6 protein-coding genes are annotated in these 19,058 nt (G+C 75.2%); all 6 read right to left on the minus strand.

Annotated features, from left to right (window positions below):
- Nucleotides 1-13 precede the first annotated feature (13 nt).
- The 6 genes from ACTMSW_RS07735 to ACTMSW_RS07760 are packed head-to-tail and all read right to left on the minus strand — an operon-like array spanning nucleotide 14 to nucleotide 19,046.
- Nucleotides 14-796: a thioesterase II family protein gene (locus tag ACTMSW_RS07735; protein WP_441179810.1), complete on the minus strand. Its 783-nt coding sequence runs from the start codon at nucleotides 794-796 to the stop codon at nucleotides 14-16.
- Entirely contained in the window at nucleotides 793-8,010 is a 7,218-nt protein-coding gene (locus ACTMSW_RS07740; RefSeq protein ID WP_441179811.1) for a hybrid non-ribosomal peptide synthetase/type I polyketide synthase, read from the minus strand. The genes ACTMSW_RS07735 and ACTMSW_RS07740 overlap by 4 nt, the downstream gene beginning before the upstream one ends.
- Nucleotides 8,010-13,826, minus strand: a complete 5,817-nt coding sequence (locus ACTMSW_RS07745) for an amino acid adenylation domain-containing protein (protein WP_441179813.1) — start codon at nucleotides 13,824-13,826, stop codon at nucleotides 8,010-8,012. The genes ACTMSW_RS07740 and ACTMSW_RS07745 overlap by 1 nt, the downstream gene beginning before the upstream one ends.
- Complete coding sequence (locus ACTMSW_RS07750) at nucleotides 13,823-17,509, minus strand: ATP-binding cassette domain-containing protein (RefSeq protein ID WP_441179814.1); 3,687 nt, start codon at nucleotides 17,507-17,509, stop codon at nucleotides 13,823-13,825. The genes ACTMSW_RS07745 and ACTMSW_RS07750 overlap by 4 nt, the downstream gene beginning before the upstream one ends.
- 11 nt (nucleotides 17,510-17,520) lie before the next feature.
- Complete coding sequence (locus ACTMSW_RS07755; protein WP_441179815.1) at nucleotides 17,521-18,078, minus strand: DUF6817 domain-containing protein; 558 nt, start codon at nucleotides 18,076-18,078, stop codon at nucleotides 17,521-17,523.
- Entirely contained in the window at nucleotides 18,075-19,046 is a 972-nt protein-coding gene (locus tag ACTMSW_RS07760; protein ID WP_441179816.1) for a TauD/TfdA family dioxygenase, read from the minus strand. Before ACTMSW_RS07760 ends, ACTMSW_RS07755 begins: the two co-directional genes overlap by 4 nt.
- Nucleotides 19,047-19,058 lie beyond the last annotated feature (12 nt).

The raw sequence follows: 19,058 nt of genomic DNA on the forward strand, positions 1-19,058 counted from the left end.
CCGGCCGCGACCGTCACGTGCGGACGGTCGCGGCCAGGGTCGTCCGGACGGTGTGCAGCAGGGTCTCGCGAGCCGTCATCGGGAAGAAGTGACCGCCCGGCAGCACGTGCAGCGCGAAACCCGCCGAGGTGTGCTCCCGCCACGGCGCGACCCGCGCGGGCGGCACCTCCTCGTCCCGGTCGCCGGCGAAGGCGACGATCGGGCAGGGCAGCGGCGGCTCCGGGCGGTACTCGTAGGTCTCGCAGATGGAGAAGTCGGCGCGGATGGTGGGCAGCAGGAGTTCGAGGAGTTCCGGCTCGGCGGCGATCTCCTCGTCGAGGCCACCGAGGCGCAGCAGACGGTCGACGACGAGCCGGTCCGGCTGGTCGTGGATGTCCGGCGACGCGCGCCGCAGCCCGGGCGCGAGGCCACCGGCGGCGAAGAGCACGCGAGGTGGCGCGGCGCCGCGCCGGCGCAGCTCGCGGGCCAACTCGAACGCCACGATGGAGCCCATGCTGTGCCCGAACAGGGCGTACGGCACCTCCAACTCGTCGGTCAGCGCCGACGCCAGGTCCTCGACCAGTGGCCGCACCCCGGTGTACGCCGGGTCGCGCCAGCGGGTCTGCCGGCCGGGCAGCTCCACGGGGCAGACCTCCACGCCGGTACCGAGGGCCGCCTGCCAGGCGGCGTACGCCGACGAGCCACCCCCGGCGTACGGGAGGCAGAACAGGCGGAGGGCGGGTGTGGCGCCGCGCCGCGGCGCGCCCACGATCCAGTCGTGGGCACGCCGGGCACGGGATGTCGCGGTGCGGTTCACGGGTGGTTCTCCTGGTACGTCGGCTCGGTGGACAGGAGGGAACGGGCCTCCTCGTCGGACATCTCCTCCAGCTCGGCCAGGAGCTGGTCCTCGATGGCCAGCGCGGCGGCCTCCAGCGTGGGACTGTCGAAGAGCACCCGGATCGGCACCTGCACGTCGAGCGCCTTGCGCAGATGCACGACCGCCCGCATCGCCAACAGCGAGTCCCCACCGAGGGCGAAGAAGTTGTCGTGCACGCCCACCCGCTCGACCCGCAGGATGCTCGTCCAGACCTCGGCGACCGCCTCCTCCAGGTCGGTGCGCGGCGCCTCGTACGGCACCTCGTCGGCCTCGGCCGCGTCGGCCGGTACGACCAGCGCCCGCCGGTCGACCTTGCCGTTGGCGGTCAGCGGCAGCTCGTCGATCTCGTAGAAGGCGCCCGGCACCATGTAGCCGGGCAACTTGCCGGCGAGGAACTCCCGGACGTCCGCCGGCATGCCGCCGGCCACCTGCGGGACCACGAATGCGACGAGGCGCTTCGCGCCGCGCAGCTCACCCTGCACGACGACCACCGCGCCCCGCACCTCCGGGTGGGACGTGAGCGCGGCCTCGATCTCGCCCAGCTCGATGCGGTAGCCCTGGACCTTGACCTGGAAGTCCTCCCGGCCGAGGAACTCGATGTCCCCACCCGGCAGGAAGCGGCCGAGGTCGCCGGTGCGGTACAGGCGCTCGCCGGCCCGCGGGTGCGCGACGAAGCTCGCCGCCGTCCTCGCCTCGTCGTGCAGGTAGCCGCGGGCCACGCCGACCCCACCGATGTAGAGCTGCCCCGGCACCCCGATCGGTCGTGGACGCAGCGCGTCGTCCAGGACGTGGAACGTCTGGTTCCGCATCGGACGCCCGTAGGGGATGCTCGTCCACTCCGCCGGCACCTCGCCGATCGGGTACAGGATCGACCAGATGGACGCCTCCGTCGCACCGCCCAGGCTGACCACGTCGGGCCCGCCGAGCACCCGGCGGATTCGGTCGGGCAGGGTCACCGGGATCCAGTCGCCGCTGAGCAGGACCAGCCGCAACCGGTCGGTGGCCTCCCGGACGGTGAGGTGCTCGACGAACAACTCCATGAGCGCCGGCACCGAGTTCCAGATCGTCACGTCGGCCTTGGCCACCAGGTCGAGCCAGGCGGCCGGGTCCCGGTGCGCCGTCGCCTCCGGGATGACGACGGCGCCGCCGACCGCGAGCGGGCCGAAGATGTCGTAGACGGACAGGTCGAAGCTCAGGGAGGACAGCGCCAGAACGCGGTCCTCCTCGCCCACCCGGAACCGCTCGTTGACGTCGACGACCGTGTTCAGGGCGCCCCGGTGGTCGATCATCACGCCCTTGGGCAGGCCGGTCGATCCGGAGGTGAAGATGACGTACGCCAGGTCGCCCGGCGTGGTGGCGATCGCGGGCAGCGGGGCGTCGGGGACGCCGGGCAGCTCGTCCACCCGGAGCACCGCGTCGACGTCGCCGAACCGCTCCGCCCCGGCGTCCGCGAGGTGTCCCTGGGTGAGCACCGCGCGGACCCGACCGTGCGCCAGCAGGAACCGCACCCGCTCGTCGGGCAGCTCCGGGTCGACCGGCAGGTACGCGGCACCGGCCGCGAGGACGCCCAGCACGGCGGCGCACTGTTCCCAGCCCTTCTCCATCACCACCGCCACGAGGTCGTCCGGGCGGACGTCCAGGCTGGCGAGGCGGGCGGCGACCACCCGTGCGCGGGCCGCCAGCTCGCCGTACGTGAGCGTGCGGGTCGGCGTGATCACCGCCGGGCGCTCGGGCACCCGGGCGGCCGTGGCGAAGAACGGCTCGTGCAGCAGGCCCGACGGCAGCGGCCCCTCCGTCCGGTTGTACGCCGACCGGAGGGCCAGCTCGGCGGGGGGAACCAGCGCCGGGACCGGCTCGGCCCAGTGCGCCTCGTCGGTGGCGAGCCAGCGCAGCACCTCGAGCGTCGCCGCGTGCATGGCCGCGACCATGCCGTCGGGAAAGAGGTCCTCGACCGCGTCGATGTCCAGTACCAGCGCGCCGTCCCGTTCGTACACCTGGGCGTCGATCCAGATCTGCGGCGTCTGGGAGATGCTGTAGACCACCTCGCCGATCTGCGGGTGTCCGCCGACGCCCTGGAAGAGGCTGGTGAACACCACCGGCAGCACGGCCGCCGCGTCGCCGCGTACCCGCTTGAGCTCCCGGGTGACCCGGACCCCGCTGAACAGCCCGTGGTCGAGGTCGGTGAGGAGTTGGTCGCGGACGGCCCGCGCCCGGGCCTCGAACGGTGCCGCGCTCCCGGCCTCGATCTCCAGCAGCGTCACCGACGTGAAGTCGCCGAGGATCGCGTCGACCTCCGGGTGCAGCGGCAGCCGGTTGGCCATCGGCAGGTTGAGGGTGAAGCGCCGGGACTTCGACCAGGTGGCCACCACCTCGCCGTACGCGGCCAGCAGCAGCGCGGTCGGCGTGACACCGCGCCGGGACGCGGCGGCCTTGACCTGGTTCCACTCGTCCGCCGGCAGCTCACCGCCCAACCGGGCGAAGCGCGGTGCGGAGATGGTGTGCGGGTCCCGCGCCAACGGCAGTTCCGGCGCCAGGGCCAGGGTCGGCACGCGTTCCTGCCAGTACGCCGCCGCGCGCCGGTACCGCTCGGTCGACTCGACGGCCTTCGCGGCGAGCACGTAGTCCCGGAAGGTCAGCTCCAGCTCGGGCAGCGTCGCGTCCGGCTCGTGGTAGAGCAGGGTCAGCTCCCGCATCACGATGTTCGACGCCCACGCGTCGGTGATCAGGCCGTCGATGCTGTAGTGCACCCGGCCCCGCCCGCCGTCCAGGAGGGTGGCGCGCAGCTCGAACAGCGGCCAGCGGTCGGGTACGAACACCTGGTGCGACATGGCCGCCCGGGTCTCCTCCAGGGCGGCGGTCACCTCGACCTCGGACCGGCCACGGACGTCCTCGGTGACGATCTCGTAGTCCGGCACCTCGTCCAGGACCTGCTGCTCGCCATGGGGCAGCACGATCGCGCGGAGCATCCCGTGCCGCCGGATCAGCCGGCGCAGCGCCCGCTCCAGCCGGGGCACGTCCAGGGCGGGGACGTCGAACTCCTCGTACCCGTGCATGCCGACGTTGCCCAGCTCGAACACGCCGGTGCGGCCGATCCAGTACGCCTGCTGCACGTCGGTCAGCGGGAAGGACCGGTGCGCCGACGCCGGATCCGGGACGACGGCCGGCAGCGCCTCCGGTCCGGCGTCGCCGGCCTCCGATCGCGCGGCGCGGACGGCGGCGGCGAGGCCGCGGACGGTCGGCTCGGTGACGAACGCCCGCAGCGGGATCTCGACCCCGCACGACCGGCGCACCTGCGCGACGAGCTGCGCGGCGAGCAGGGAGTGCCCGCCGAGTTCGAAGAAGCCGGCGGTGGGCGCGACGTCCGGCTCGCCGAGCAGGTCGGCGAAGATGGCCGCCACCTGCTGCTCGGTGGTGTCCGCGTACCGGTGTGTGTCGCCGGTCGGCTCCGTCGTGCCGTCCTCGGGGTCGTCGAGAGAGGTGACGAGGACGTGGCCGGCGCCGGGGGCGGCGGCCACCACCCGGGTGACGGTCCGCTCGACCGTCGGCGGGTCGCCGGCGGGCCACAGGTAGGTCGTCCATGCCACGTCGGCCTCCCGGCCGGTCACCGCCACGTGTGCGGCCACCCGGCCGGCGAGCGGCGCGTCGGGTGCGCCGTTCAGGACGTGCACCTCGACGGCGGTGACCAGCGCCGGGTCGGCCGCCCGCACCTGGGTGACGGCGTCGGCCAGCACGGCGAGGGTCGCGTCGACGGGTGCGCCCGCGTCGACCGGCACCAGCACGATCCCGGCCGCCGGCACGACGCCGCCCACGTCAGGGGCATCGACGGCGACCGCGAGGTCGTCCACCGACGCGCCGGCGGCGGTGAGCGCGCGCCGGAACCCGGCAGCGACCCCGAGGTCACCGGCGAGCAGGTAGCGTGCGCCGGTGTGCCGGGTCACCGGGGCGGCCGGCACCGGTTCGACGTCGGGAACGAAACGGTGCGGTCCGCGCAGGGCCACCACCGGCTCGCGCCGCGCACCGGCGATCTCGGCCGCCACGGCGGCGGCCAGGCGGCGCGCGGCGTCCGGCGTGGCCGGGGGGGCCACCTCGACCAGTGTCCGGGTACCCGGCGCGCCGCCGGCCGCCCAGGCGGCGAGGGCACCGCGCTCGGGCACCAGGGTCTCCGCACCGGTGACGTCCAGGACGCCGTCGGCCACGACGACGACCCGGGGGTACACCTCGCCGCGCGCGGCGAGGGCGTCGTCCAGTGCGGCGAGGACGGGCATCGGGTCGGCGGCTCCCACCGCGAGCACCGCGCCCGCGATCCGCTCGTCCGGTGCCAGCGGCGTGGTGAGGCGACCGGCGGCCGGGTCGAGGTCGGCCGTGACCACCCGGGTGCCCGTTCCCCGCAGACGCTCGGCGACCGCGTCGAGCGCACCGGCCCCGACGGTCACCCAGGTGCCGGCCGCCGCGCCGGCCGGCACGACCGGCCCGGTGCGACGGAAGCTCCGCACCGCGAGCCCGTCGACGCCCGTGCGGGACACGACGGCGCCGCGCGGCGGGTCCACCCAGCAGCGCTCCCGCTCGAAGGGGTACGTGGGCAGGACGGTGCGGCGCGGCGTCGCCCCGCCGTGCAACGCCTCCCAGTCGACCGGGGCCCCCTGCCGCCACAGCTCTCCGGCGGCGGCGAGCAGCTCGGTCTCCGCGTCGGCGTCCTGGCCGGCGGAGGGCAGCGAGGCGACCGCGCGGGCGGCCGGGCCGGCGAGGCGGGTCAGCGCCCGACCCGGGCCGACCTCCAGCAGCACGGCGTCCGGGCGGCGCAGCGTCTCCAGGCCGTCGGCGAAGCGGACCGCCGACCGCAGCTGCCGGGCCCAGTACGCGGGGTCGGTCGCCTCGTCGGCCGTGATCCAGGTGCCGGTCACGTTGGACACGAAGGGGATCGCCGGTGCCGAGCGCCGTACCTCGGCGACCGCCGAGGCGAACCCGGCCGCGGCGGCGTCCATCGAGCGGGAGTGGAACGCGTGCGACGTGACCAGGCGGGTCGACGTCACGCCCCGCTCCCGGAGGTGGACGGCGAACGCGTCGACGGCCTCCGGTGCCCCGGAGACGGTGCACTGCCGGGGTCCGTTGACGGCCGCCAGGTCCAGCCCGTCGCCGAGCAGCGGCAGCAGGTCGGCCTCGGGCAGCGGCACCGCGAGCATCGCGCCGGACGGTGCGGCCTGCATGAGCCGGCCGCGCGCCGCGACCAGGCGCAGCGCGTCGGGCAGGGTGAACACCCCGGCCAGGCAGGCGGCCAGCAGCTCACCGACGCTGTGGCCGAGCATCGCCGCCGGCCGTACGCCCCAGCTCGCCCAGAGCTTCGCCAGCGCGTACCCGACGACGAACAGCGCCGGTTGGGCGTACCGGGTCTGGCGGATGGTCTCCTCGGCGGTGGCCCGCTCGTCGTCGCCGGGGTACAGCAGCCGGCGGAGGTCCGTGCCGAGCAGCGGTTCCAGCAGCTCCGCCGCACGGTCCACCTCGGCGCGGAACACCGGCTCGTGCGCGTACAGGGCCTCGCCCATGCCGCTGCGCTGCGCGCCCTGGCCGGGAAAGGTGAACAGCACCTCCCGGTCGGTGGCGGACTCCGCGGTGACGCGGGCGGCCGGCCGGTCCAGGGCTTCGGCGACCTCGTCGAGGGTGCCACCGACCACCGCACGGCGGTACGGCAGGGTCCAGCGGCCCCGTTGCAGCGTGTACGCGACGTCGGCCAGGCCCTCGTCCGGGTTGGCGCGCAGGTGGTCGGCGAGCCGTGCGGCAGCCGCGTCGAGGGCGGTGGGCGTGGCCGCCGACAGGGGCAGCACGTGCCGGCGCCGGCCCTCGGTGGACTCCGCCGGCGGGGGCGCCGCCTCCAGCACCACGTGGGCGTTGGTGCCGCCGATGCCGAACGAGCTGACCCCGGCGCGGCGTACCTCGCCGGGCCACGGGGCGCGCGCCGCGGCCACGTGGAACGGGCTGCCGTCCAGGCCCAGCTCCGGGTTGGCGGCGCGGAAGTGCAGCGACGGCGGGATCTCGCCCGCGCGCAGCGCCAGCACCGTCTTGATGAGGCCGACCACCCCGGCGGCGGTGTCCAGGTGCCCGACGTTCGTCTTGACCGAGCCGAGGGCGATCCGGCCGGCCGGCACGTCGCGGAACACGCTCTTCAGGGCGGCCACCTCGATCGGGTCGCCGAGCGGCGTGCCGGTGCCGTGCGCCTCGACGTACCCGATGCTCTCCGGGTCGACGTCGGCGACGCCCAGTGCCTCGGCGATGACGTCGGCCTGCCCGTCCACGCTCGGCGCGGTGAAGCCGACCTTGCGGGCGCCGTCGTTGTTCACCGCCGAGCCGCGGATCACCGCGTGCACGACGTCGCCGTCGGCCACCGCGTCGGCGAGCCGCTTGAGGACCACGACCGCGGCGCCGCTGCCGGCCACCGCGCCGGTGGCGTCGGCGTCGAACGCCCGGCAGTGACCGTCGGCGGAGAGGATGCCGCCCTGCGCGTACCGGTGGCCGCGCCGGCGGGCGATGACGGTGGCGCCACCGGCCAGCGCGACGTCGCACTCCCCCGCGAGCAGGGCCTGGCCGGCCATGTGCACGGCGACCAGCGAGGTCGAGCAGCCGGTCTGCACGCTGACGCTGGGTCCGCGCAGGTTCAGCTTGTACGACACCCGCGTCGGCACGAAGTCCTTGTCGTTGCCGATGGACGTCTGGAACGCGCCGACGCGCGCCACCAGGTCGGCGTTCGGCAGCAGGTTGTGCAGCAGGTACGAGCTCTCCCCCACCCCGGCGTAGACGCCGGTCACCGCCTCGGTGGCGTCCGACGGGTGACCGGCGTGCTCCAGCGCCTCCCAGGCGCACTCCAGGAAGAGCCGGTGCTGCGGGTCGAGCAGTTGCGCCTCGCGGGCCGAGAAGCCGAAGAAGCGCGCGTCGAAGCCCGCCGGGTCGTCCAGGACGCCGAGGGCGCGTACGTAGTCGGGGTGGGTGAACTCCTCCGGCGCGACGCCGTCGGCGAGCAGTTCGGCGTCGCTGAGGGCGGCGATGGACTCCACCCCGTCGCGCAGGTTGCGCCAGAACCCGTCGAGGGTGTCGGCTCCGGGTACCCGGAGCGCCATTCCCACGATGGCGACGGCGCTGTCGGGCAACGAACGTCCCTCGGTCATCATTCTTCTCCCGCGTCTCGGGACCCGGCCGGCCGACGTCGCGGCGTCCGTCCCCTCTGGATGGTTCTGCGTGCCTCGGCCCGGCGGTGCCCGGCGGCGGCGGGTGCCGGCGGGCGCTCCCCGGCTGCCAGGTGCCGGGCGAGCGTGCGCACGGTCGGGTGGCGGAACAGGTCCACCACCGGCACCGTGCGGCCGAGCTGCTCGGCCAGGCGCGCCTGCACCCGCACCATGAGCAGCGAGTGCCCGCCGATGTCGAAGAAGTTGTCGTCGGCGCCGACGTGCGCGACCGCGAGCACGTCCCGCCAGATCGCCGCCACCGCCCGTTCCAGCTCACCGGTTGGTGCGGTGCCCACGGCCGGGCCCGGGAGCGACGGCGGCGGCAGCGCGGCCCGGTCGACCTTGCCCCGGTCGCCGCGCGGCAGCCGGTCCAGCGGCACGATCGCCGGTGGGACCATGTAGCCGGGCAGCCGGTCGGCCAGGTGCGCGCGCAGCCGGACCACGTCGAGGTCGGCCGGTGTCACGTAGCCGACCAGGGTCGGGCCACCCGGGACGTCGTCGCGCAGCGCCGCCGCCGCCTCGCCGACCGGCGGGTACGCCGCGAGCGCCGCCTCGACCTCGCCCAGCTCGATCCGGAAGCCGCGCAGCTTGACCTGGTCGTCGTCGCGGCCGAGGAACTCGAGCACCCCGCCGGCGCCGAGGCGTACCCGGTCCCGCGTGCCGTACATCCGGGTGCCGGGCGGACCCCACGGGTCGGGCAGGAACGCGGTGGCGGTGCGGGCCGGGTCGCCGAGGTAGCCCTGTGCGACACCGGGACCGCCGAGCCACAGGTCACCGGCGACGCCGCGCGGCACCGGACGCAGCGCGGCATCGAGCACGTACGCCCGCACGCCGGGCAGCGGCCTCCCGATGGGGACGGTGCCGGTGGCCGGGCTCCGGTCGCCGGCCGGCTCGTGGACCGTGGCCGTGATGGTGGTCTCCGTCGGGCCGTACGCGTTGAGCCACCGCACGCCCGGCGTGACCGCGCGCCACTGTGCGAGCCGTCCCGCGTCGACCCGCTCGCTGCCGACGACGACCAGTCGCAGCCGCGGGCAGGAGGCCGGCGGGTGCCGGTCCAGTGCGGCGACCCACTCGTGCCAGTACGAGGCCGGGAGGTTGAGCACGGTCAGCTGTTCCCGGCGGGCCAGGGCGGTCAGCTCGTCGAGCCCGGGCACCGGGCCGGCGGGTGGGAGGACGACGGCGCCGCCCCGGATCAGCGTCGCGAACACCTCCTCCGCCGCCACGTCGAAGGTGAGCGCCGCGAACTGGAGCACCCGGTCGGCGGGGGTCAGCGCGTAGTGCCCGGCGACCGCCTCCAGGGTGTGCACGAGGTTGGCGTGGCTGACGCACACGCCCTTCGGGCGCCCGGTCGTGCCCGAGGTGTAGAGCACGTACGCCGGGGCCGACGGATGGACCGGCGCGTCCCCGGGGGACGTGCGCTCGGCGAGCGCGTCCTCCACGGCGACGAACGGCACCTCGGCGGTGGGCGGGCCGGCGACGCGCGAGCCGAGCACCGCCACGGCCGACGAGTCGGCCAGGACGTGCGCGAGCCGCTCGCGCGGAGTCGCCGGGTCCAGTGGCACGTACGCGGCCCCCGCGCGCAGGACGCCGAGCAGGGCGGCCGGCCAGTCCGGGCCGCGGTCCAGCAGGACGGCGACCGTGTCACCCGGGCGGATGCCCCGGGAGGTCAGGTGGGCGTGGACGGCCGCGGCGCGGGCGGCCAGGTCGGCGTGGCTGACCGACCGGTCGCCCTGGACGAGGGCGGGACGGTCCGGCCAGCGGGCCGCGGCGGCGGCCACCAGATCGTGCAGCGTCCCGGCGGTCGGGGCGGCGATCTTCGGCACGCCGGCGGGCACGGCGGGCAGCGCCACGGGGATCGGCGCCGTGGGCGGCCTGGTGGCCGGGACCGGGCCGGCCGCCGGCGCGACGGCCTCGGGACGAGACAGCAGGTTCAGGGTGGCCACCGGCGCGTCCGGGTCGGCCAGCGCGGACTCCAGCAGCGTCCGATAGCTTGCCGCCAGCCGCTCGGCGGTGTCCCGGTCGAACAGGTCCACGTCGTACTCGACGGTGCCGCGCAGCTCGCCCGAGGCGGCGGGCGCCTCGTCCCAGGCGACGGTGAGGTCGAACTTCGCGACCCGGGCGGGTGGTTCGGACACACCGACCGAGAGCCCGGGCAGCGCGGTCGTCCGCTCCGGCACGTTCTGCGCCGACAGCATGACCTGGAACAGCGGCGAGCGGCTGGGGTCGCGGGGCGGCCGAACCGCCTCGACGACCTGCTCGAAGGGCACGTCCTGGTGCTCGTACGCGCCGAGCACCGCGTCCCGGGCGCTGCTCAGCAGGTCGGCGAACGTGTCGGTGTCCTGCCAGCGGTTCCGCAGGACCACGGTGTTGACGAAGAATCCGATCAGGTCGTCGAACTCCGGTCGGGTCCGGCCGGACACCGGGCTGCCGATACTCACGTCCCGCGTGCCCGCGTACCGGCCCAGCAGCAGGTGGAACGCCGCGAGCAGCACCATGAACCGGGTCACGCCGTGGCGCCGGCCCACGTCGTCGAGCTGTCGGACCAGCGCGGCCGGCAGCCGTACGCCGAACGTCTCGCCCACGTGCCGGGGGGTGGCCGGGCGGGGGCGGTCCGTCGGCAGGTCCAGCGCGGCGGGCGCTCCGGCGAGCCGGTCCACCCAGTACGCGAGCTGCGCCGTCCGGGTCTGCCCGGCCAGCAGGTCGCGCTGCCAGAGCGTGTAGTCCGGATACCCGACGCCGAGCGGGGGCGGGCCGGTTACCCCGGTGGTCTCGGCGGCGTAGAGCGCGCCGAGGTCGCGGATCAGCACGGCCACCGACGCGCCGTCGCAGACCGCGTGGTGCAGGGTGACCAGGAGCAGGCAGCGGTGCTCGGCCAGCCGGACCAGCCGCCACCGTGCCAACGGCCCGGCGGCGAGGTCGAAGGGCGCCTCGGTGGCCTGTCGCACCAGGGCCGCGGCCCGCGTGTCGGAATCGGGCAGACCTCGAAGGTCGTCGACGACGAGGGCGACGGACGGCTCGTCGTCGACCACCTGCCGCGGCTCGCCGTCGACGGTCACCAGTCGGGTCCGCAGGGCCGCGTGCCGCCGGACCAGCGCGCGCAGGCTCGCGTGGAGCGCGGCGACGTCGAGCGGCCCGTCGACGGTCAGCGCCAGCGGCACCGAGTACACCGCCCGCCCCGGGGCGAGTTGATCGAGGAACCACAGTCGCTGCTGCGCGTACGACAGCGGGTGCGGCCCGTCCCCGGCGGCCGGGACCGGCGGGCGGACCGTGCCGCGCCCGGCCACCGCGATCCGCGCGGCGAGCGCCGCGACCGTCGGCGCCTCGAAGGCCGCCCGGACCCCCAGCTCCACACCCGCCCGGGTGGCGACCCGCGTCACCATCTGCGCGGCGAGCAGCGAGTGGCCGCCCAGGGCGAAGAAGTCGTCGGCGGCGGAGACGGCCGGCACGCCGAGCAGGTCCCGCCAGACCTCCGCCACCAGTTCCTCGACGGGTCCACTCGGCGGCACGTGGGTGGCTGCCCGCACCCGGTGCTCCGCGGCCGGGTCGGGCAGCGCCGCGCGGTCCACCTTGCCGTTCGGGGTGACCGGCAGGGTGGCCAGCGGCACGTACCAGGCGGGCACCATCGCCTCGGGCAGTCGCGCCGCCAGGTGGGCGCGCAGCACGCCGGCCGGGACCGGCTCGCCGTCGGGCACGACGTACGCGACCAGCCGGCGCGCGTCACCGGCACCGCGCACGTCCACGGCGGCGGCACGAACGCCGGGACAGGTGGCCAGGACGCTGGCGATCTCGTCCGGCTCGATCCGGACCCCCCGGATCTTGAGCTGGTGGTCGACCCGACCCAGGTACTCCAGGTGGCCGTCCTCCCGCCAGCGCACCACGTCACCGGTCCGGTAGAGGCGCTCGCCGGCGACGAACGGGCTCGCCACGAACCGCTCCGCGGTCAGGTCGGGCCGTCCGAGGTAGCCGCGGGCCAGACCCACGCCGCCGAGGTGCAGCTCGCCCGGGACCCCGACGCCGGTCTCGCGCCCGAGGTCGTCCAGGACGTGCAGGCGGGTCCCGCCGATCGGTCGGCCGATCGGGGTCCGGGCCGCGCCGCCCGGCAGGTCCGTCACGTCCCAGGTGCTGGCGATCGTGGTGCCCTCGGTCGGCCCGTACGCGTTGACCAGCCGCAACCCGGGCAGGGCCGCGCGCAGCGCCGCGACCCGGCGGGCGTCGGCCGCCTCGCCGCCGAAGAAGAGGGTCCGCAGCGGCGCGAACATCGCCGGGTCGGCGTCCACGCACCGGTGGAACAGCGCCGTGGTGAGCAGCATCGTGGTGACGCCGTGCGCCGCCAGGCGGGCGCGCAGCCGCTCGGGCGTGAGGGCGTCGTCCCGGGCCACGCCCACCAGTCGGGCGCCGTTGAGCAGCGCGCCCCAGACCTCGAAGGTGGCCGCGTCGAACGACACGTTCGCCACCTGCGCGACCACGTGGGCCGGGCCGACGCGGAGGTACCCGGCGTCCCGGACCAGCCCGACGATCCCGCCGTGGGTGATCTCGACGCCCTTCGGCCGTCCGGTCGAGCCCGAGGTGTAGAGGATGCAGGCCCGCTGCGCCGGGTGCGCGGCCGGGCCGGTGGAAGCGCCCCGGACGGGACCCGGAGCGGCTGGGGGAAGCGGCCGGTCGAGCCGCAGCACCGGCAGGTCACCGGCGAAGGTCACGTCGCCGTCGGCGATCAGCAGCCGGGCATTGCTGTCGCGCAGCATGTACGCCCGCCGCGCGTCCGGGTGGGCCGGGTCCAGCGGCAGGTACGCCGCTCCGGCGCGCAGGACGGCGAGCATGGCGACGACGAGCGACGCGGAGCGTTCCATCGCCAGCCCGACGACGCTCTCCCCGGCGACGCCGTGGCCGGCCAGCGCCGCGGCGAGGGCGTCCGCCCGCTCCCGCAACTCGGCGTAGGTGACCGTCGCGCCGTCGTACTCCAGCGCCACCGCGGCCGGCGTCGCGTCGGCCTGGTCGAGGAACGCCGCCGGCACCGTCGACAGCGCGGCCGTACCGCCGCCGGTGCCCCACGCGGCGAGCAGCGCCGCCTCCTCGGCGGTGGTGTGCGCCAGCGCGGCGACCGGAGCGTCCGGGGCGGCCACGGCGTTGCCGAGCAGCGTCACGTAGTGATCGGCCAGCCGCCGCACCGTCGCCGCGTCGAAGAGGTCCGGGTCGTACGCGACGACGCCGCGCAGCCCCTCGACGGTGGGCTCCTCCCAGACCACGGTCAGGTCCACAGGCACGTCGCCCGTGGCCGGGGGGACGGCGTACCCGGCCACGATCACGGGGCAGAGCGGGGCGCGGCTCGGGTCGCGGGGCAGGTCCAGCGCCTCGGCCACCCGGTCGAGCGGCACGTCGGCGTACGCCGCCGCCGCACGGATCTCCTCCCCGACCCGGGCGAACAGCGCGGCCACCGTCGGGACGTCCTCCCAGCGGGTCCGCAGCGCCACCAGCGTGCCGGCGACGGGCGTGCCGACGGTGACGTCCCGCGTCCCGGCGTGCCGGCCCAGCACCACCTGCCCCACGGCGAGCAGCGGCACGAGCGCCGGAACCCCGTACGCCGCGCTCACCTGCACGAGCCGGTCGGCGACGACCGGGGCCACGGCGAGGTCGATCCGCTCGGTGTGGCGGCGCCGGCCCGCCGGGCGGACCCGGTCGGTGACCAGGTCCAGGGCGGAGAACCCGGCCAGCCGTTCCCGCCAGTGGGCCAGCGCGCCGCCGTCGACGTGTTCGCCGTTCACGACACCGGCTCCCCCAGGTCGGCGAGGCCGGAGCGCGGGCCGACCGGGTCCGCCGCCGCGCCCGCCAGGGCCTCCGGTCGGTCCCGGTCGGCCACCCGGACGACCCGTCCGGCGTCCAGCGTCACCACCCGGTCGACACCGGCCAGGGTCTCCCGCCGGTGGGCGATGGTGAGCACCGTCGCCCGGGCGAAGTCCACCGCGAGCAGGCGTTGGATCCGGGCGTCGGTCTCGGCGTCGAGGTTGGACGTCGCCTCGTCGACGAGGACGACCTTCGCCTCCCGCAGCAGCGCCCGGGCCAGGCACAGCAGCTGCCGCTCACCGGCGCTGAGCTGGCCGCCGCCCGCCGACACGGTCTGGTCCAGGCCGTCGGGCAGGCCGAGCAGGCGGTCGGCCAGACCGACCTTGGTCAGCGCGGCGGTGATGGCCGCGTCGGTGTACGCCCCGGTCGGGTCGAGGTTGTGCCGCAGCGTGCCGGGCAGCAGCACCGGGTCCTGCGGCACCACCTCGACCGCGGCCCGCAGGTCCGCCAGCTTCAGCGTCGAGGTGTCCACGCCGTCGATGAGGATGCGGCCGCGTTCCGGGTCGACGAACCGCAGCAGCGCGGTGAAGAGGCTCGACTTGCCGCTGCCGGTCCGGCCGACGATCCCGACCTTGCTGCCGGCGGGCGCGTGGAAGGACGCGGCGTCCAGGGCGGGCGGGGCGCCCTGGGAGTAGCGCAGGGTCACGTTCTCGAACCGGACGTCCCCGGCGTCCGGCCAGCCGGCGGGTGCCGGGCGACCGTCGGTGCGCTCGACCGGCAGCCTCGTGTAGTCGTCGACGCGCTCGAAGCTGGCCAGGGACAGGTCCATCATCTGCACGGTCATCAGGCTCATGGCCAGCGCCTCCATCAGCGCGTACACGAAGCTGACGCCCACACCGGCCAGGCCGGCGCCGATGCCGCCCTGTACGACGATCAGCACCCCGTACGCCAGCAGGACCAGGGCGCCGAGCAGGTCCAGCCGCAGGTTGAAGTGCCGGGACAGCGAGTTGACCGTGTAGTCCGCGTGGTGGGCGGTGCGCACCTGGCGGCCGAACGCCGTCTGGTAGCCGCGCACCCGCGCGTCGCGCCCCTCGATCGAGGTGACCCCCTCGACCGCCTCGGTGAGCAGCGCGAGCACCGGCTCGTTCGCCTGCTTCGACAGCCGCGACGCCTCCACGGTGCTGGCCCGGGTGAGCTTCTGCCAGCGGAGGAACACCACGAGCAGGATCGGCGCGCCCAGCAGGATCAGCGGGCTGGTGAGGGCGAGCGCGGCCAGCGGCACCACCAGGCCGACGCCCACCCGCAGGGTGTCCATCGTGGTCTCGGGCAGTTCCAGGTCGATGGTCTCCATGTCACCGGAGAACCGGGCCAGGACCCGGCCGGAGGAGTTGCGGTCGAAGAACGACAGCGGAGCGCGGAAGACCCGGTGCAGCATCGAGCGGTGCAGGGCCTGCCCGGCGGTCACGCCCCGGGCGAAGGCGAAGCTGAACAGGCCCCGGTCCAGCACGAGCGCCAGCAAACCGAGGGCGGCGAACACGCTCGCGTAGAACAGCGTGTCCTCCCCCGCGTTCTCGGTCCACCAGCCGAGCCAGAACGACGACCCGCCCAGCACGGCCTGCCCGCCGACCGCCAGCCCGAGCAGGACGACGGCCAGCACGCCGGGCGTCAGGACCCGCAGGTACCGGCGGTACGTGCCCGCGCCGATCCGTCCGGCGCGCACCGCCTCGGCCGGCTCGTCGGCGACCTCCTCGGCGACCTCGTCGTATCCGGTCGGGTCGGTGTCGGTGTCCGGCTCGGCCTCGGCGGTCGGTAGCAGCTCCGGCATGCGGGTGGACACCTCGTCGAACCGGCCGGTCGCGACCACCCGGCCGCCGTTGAGGACGACCACCCGGTCGGCCTGCCGCGCCACGTCGAGGCGGTGCGTGGCCACGATCCGGGTACGGCCGGCGAGCACACCGCCGAGCAGCGCCTCCAGGATGGTGCCGGCCACCGCGTCGTCGACCGCGCTGGTCGGGTCGTCGAAGAGGTAGACGTCGGCGTCCTCGTACGCGGCCCGGGCCAGCGCGATGCGCTGCCGCTGCCCGCCGGAGAGGTTCGCGCCGCGCTCGCCGATGAGCGTCGCGTCCCGGGCAGGCATCGCCGCCAGGTCCGTCTCCAAGGCGGTGGCCCGGACGACGGCGTTGTACCGGTCGGTGTCCTCCGGGGAGAAGCAGCGGATGTTCTCGGCGATGCTGCCCTGCATGATCCAGGGCTGCTGCGGCAGGTAGACCAGGCTGCCGCCGACCCGCGCGGTGCCGGCGACCGTCGGCATGGTGCCGGCGAGCGCGGCGAGCAGCGCGGACTTGCCGCTGCCGACCCGACCCAGCACGCAGACCAGCTCACCGGGGGCGACCCGGAGGTCGACGCCGGCCAGCACCGGCGGTGCCTCCGCCTCGGCGCCGGGCCAGGCGAACGACGCCCCGTCGAGGTCGACCGTCCCGGCCGGCGGGCGGTCGGCGGTGGACGGCGCGCTGACGTCCGGCGCCTCCAGGAAGGTGGTCACCTTGCCGAACGCGACCCGCCACTCGTTGCGCATGTCGAGGTAGCGCACGAGTTCGGGAAGCTGGGAGCGGAGCACGGTGAGCACCGCGATCGCGGCGAACACGTCGGCCGCGCGCAGTTCGTTGCCGAGCGCCGCGTACGTGACCAGGGTGGCCATGACCATGAGCACCGGCGCGGCGGCGTTGACGAGGTAGAGCGTGGCGAGACGCTTCTGCCGGCGTACCAGCAGCTCGTTGAGGGTGGCCCGCTCGCGGCCCACCGCCTGCTCGGCGACGTCCTCCCAGCCGTGCGAGCGCAGCGTCCGCATGGCCCCGAGGTACTCGCTGACCAGCCCGATCCGCACGCCGTTGGCGTCCCGGATCGCGGGCACCAGCGCGAAGACCCGCTCGTTGGCCACGTGCGACAGCCAGAGCCCGGCGACGAGGATCGCGACGCCGACCAGCGCGGCCCAGCCCAGCAGCACCCAGAGGATCACGCAGGACCCGGCGATGCCGAGCGGTACGGCCCACGCCATGTGGGTGAACGCGACCCGCCCGACGCGCCGCGCGTCCGAGGAGGCGAGGGTGATCACCTCGCCGGTGGGGTGGGCCAGCCGCGCGCCCCGGTCCATCCGCAGGTACTTCTGCAGGATCTCCGTCCGCAGCAGCGCCGTGATGGAGTGGGCCGTCTTCCACACCTCGGACCACTGGTGCTTGTGGGTCAGCGAGTCCAGGACGTAGAACCCGGCCAGGCCCGCCGCGATGAGCAGTCCCTCGACCACCGGGCCCCGGCCGTCGCCCTCGAACCAGGCGATCAGTTCCCGCACCAGCAGCGGCCCCAGCGTCGCGCAGGCCTGGTAGGCCAGGAAGATCAGGCCCGCGAGCCAGAACCGCCGCCGGTACGTCTGGTACAGGGCGCGGCGCAGTCCGTCGGGCCGGCCGCGCCGGGACGCCCACGCGCGCGCGTAGACCGGCGCGACGCGTTCGAGGTGGTCGTACCGTGGGGGCGTCAGGCTGTCGGACAGCTCCAGGGGCCGCCGCAGCGCGGTCTTCACCAGGACCGACGGCCACTGGACGAAGACCCGGGAGACGATCCCCGCGTCCCCCTCGGCACTGGGGCGTACCGGCGTGTGGATGTTCGCCACGTCTACTCGTTTCAGGCAGTCGGTTGGGCGGAGGCGAGCGGGGCGAGGCCGTAGGCCTGCTCCAGGGCGTGCCGTGGGCCGTCGGGCAGGTACCGGCGCATGGCGTCGAACTCACGGGCCCGGCTGAACCGGCTCGACTCCGGGAACCGGGGTCGCTGCTCCAGCCAGTTCGCCACGGTCAGGGCGGCGAGGTCGACGTACTGGCCGGAGGTCACGCCGACGCATCCGCCGGAGCGCTCCTCCAGCAGGAACGGCGGGCCGTCGAACGCCGCGTCGAAGAGGGCGCTGCGGGTGACCGTCCCGAACAGGTACGCGACGGTCTCCGCCTCCGCGCCGATCAGGTCCCGCACGGCGGGCCGCAGTTCGTGCGGGACGGCGCCGGTCGGGAAGATCTCCGTGCCGTACACCGAGTGGAACAGCCCGGCGTCGCACAGGGCCGGCCGGGACCCCCATTCCCGGAGGAGGTCGTGGACGCCCCGCAGGTGCGCCAGCAGGTTCGCCTCCGAGTGCGCCAGCTCGGCGACGCCGTGCGACTCCAGGAAGGCGATCTTGTCCGCGTACCCGGTCACGCCGCCTCCCGGCTGCCGTACGAGCCGGTCATCGCCACCAGGGTCTTGCGCGGCCCGGTGAAGCTGGACCGGCCGTGGGCCATGGCCATGTTGTCCACCATCAGCAGGTCACCCTGCTGCCACGGAAAGGCGAGGGACTCCGCGTCGAACGCGGCGCGGATGGCGGCCAGGTCGGCGTCGGTGATCGGGCTGCCGTCACCGAGGTACGCGTTGCGCGGCAGGTCCTCTTCCGCCATCAGCTCCAGCAGCGCCTCGCGGGTGGCCTCGGGCAGGTTGGACACGTGGAACAGGTGGGCCTGGTTCATCCACACCGTCCGCCCGGTGACCGGGTGCACCGCGACCGCCTGGCAGGTCTCGGTGGTCCGCAGGTCGCCACCGTCGAGCCACTCGTAGGTGATGCCACGCTCCCGGCAGAACTCCTCCACGCCCGCACGGTCCAGGCCCGGGAACGTCTCCTGCCAGGAGACGCCGAGCCCGGTGCGGTAGTTGCGGACGTAGCGGACCCCGTGCCGCTCGAACCGCTCCCGGATGTCCGCCGGAATCCGCTGCCAGACGGCGTGGCTGTCGGCCAGCGGGGTCTCGCCGCCGGTCTGCGCCGGGATGTGGGAGTAGAAGAAGAGCCGGCGCGGCCAGACGCTGGTGTAGGCCATCTCGTTGTGCAGCGGGATGACCTCACTGGCCGGGTACTCGGTGGAGGTGTAGACGTCGCCCACCTTGCTGCGCGGCGTGGAGCGGTAGGTGTACTCGGCCATCTCCTCGCCGAAGACGCGCACGAAGGCGGAGAAGACCGGGGCGTCCGGTGCGTCGAACCCGCGCAGCAGGACCGCTCCGTAGGCGTCCAGGCGCTCGTTGAGCAGGTCCAGGTGATCCGTCGCCCAGGCCGCCGGGGAGATCCCGGGCGAGGTGGCCTCGAAGCAGGCCACCCGGTCACGCTCGGGGAAGAGGCAGGATTCTTTCGCGTCGTCCATGTCAGGTCCTTC

The sequence above is a fragment of the Micromonospora sp. BQ11 genome, assembly GCF_052068135.1.
GTDB lineage: Bacteria > Actinomycetota > Actinomycetes > Mycobacteriales > Micromonosporaceae > Micromonospora.